The sequence below is a fragment of the Psychrobacter sp. PP-21 genome (assembly GCF_033790785.1).
Lineage (GTDB): Bacteria > Pseudomonadota > Gammaproteobacteria > Pseudomonadales > Moraxellaceae > Psychrobacter.
Window position 1 is genome coordinate 1 of record NZ_JAMYEB010000079.1, and the last position, 468, is coordinate 468.

The window sequence follows — 468 nt, forward strand, 5'->3', positions numbered from 1 at the left end:
GATGACGGGCCCCACGATTTCGCGCGCGCCCTCCACCGCCGCCTGGACGGGCGTCTTCCCCTCCTCCAGATGTCGATGGATGTTCTCCACCACGACGATTGCGTCGTCGACCACGAGGCCGATCGCGAGCACCATCGTCAGCAGCGTCAGCAGGTTGAAGCTGAAGCCCAAAGCCAGCATCAGCGTGCAGACGCCGATCATCGACAGCGGAATCGTGACGACCGGAATGATGACCGAACGGAGCGAGGCCAGGAACAGGAAGATCACCACGATCACGATGATCACGGCTTCGCCCAGCGTCTTCTCGACCTCGTCGATCGAGGATTGGATGAACTTGGTCGAGTCGTAGGCGACCTTCATCTTCATCGATGGAGGCAAATTGCGCTCGAGCTCCGGGAACAGCGCGCGCACGCCCTTGACCAGCGTCAGCGGGTTGCCTTGCGGCGTCGCGTTCACGCCGATGAAGAT

The 468-nt window shown here is 61.8% G+C and carries 1 protein-coding gene; it reads right to left on the reverse strand.

Going from position 1 to position 468, the window contains the following annotated elements; translation table 11 throughout:
• Positions 1-468, reverse strand: a 468-nt coding sequence (locus NJD71_RS13645) for an efflux RND transporter permease subunit (RefSeq protein ID WP_319052441.1), incomplete at both ends; no start/stop codon positions are given.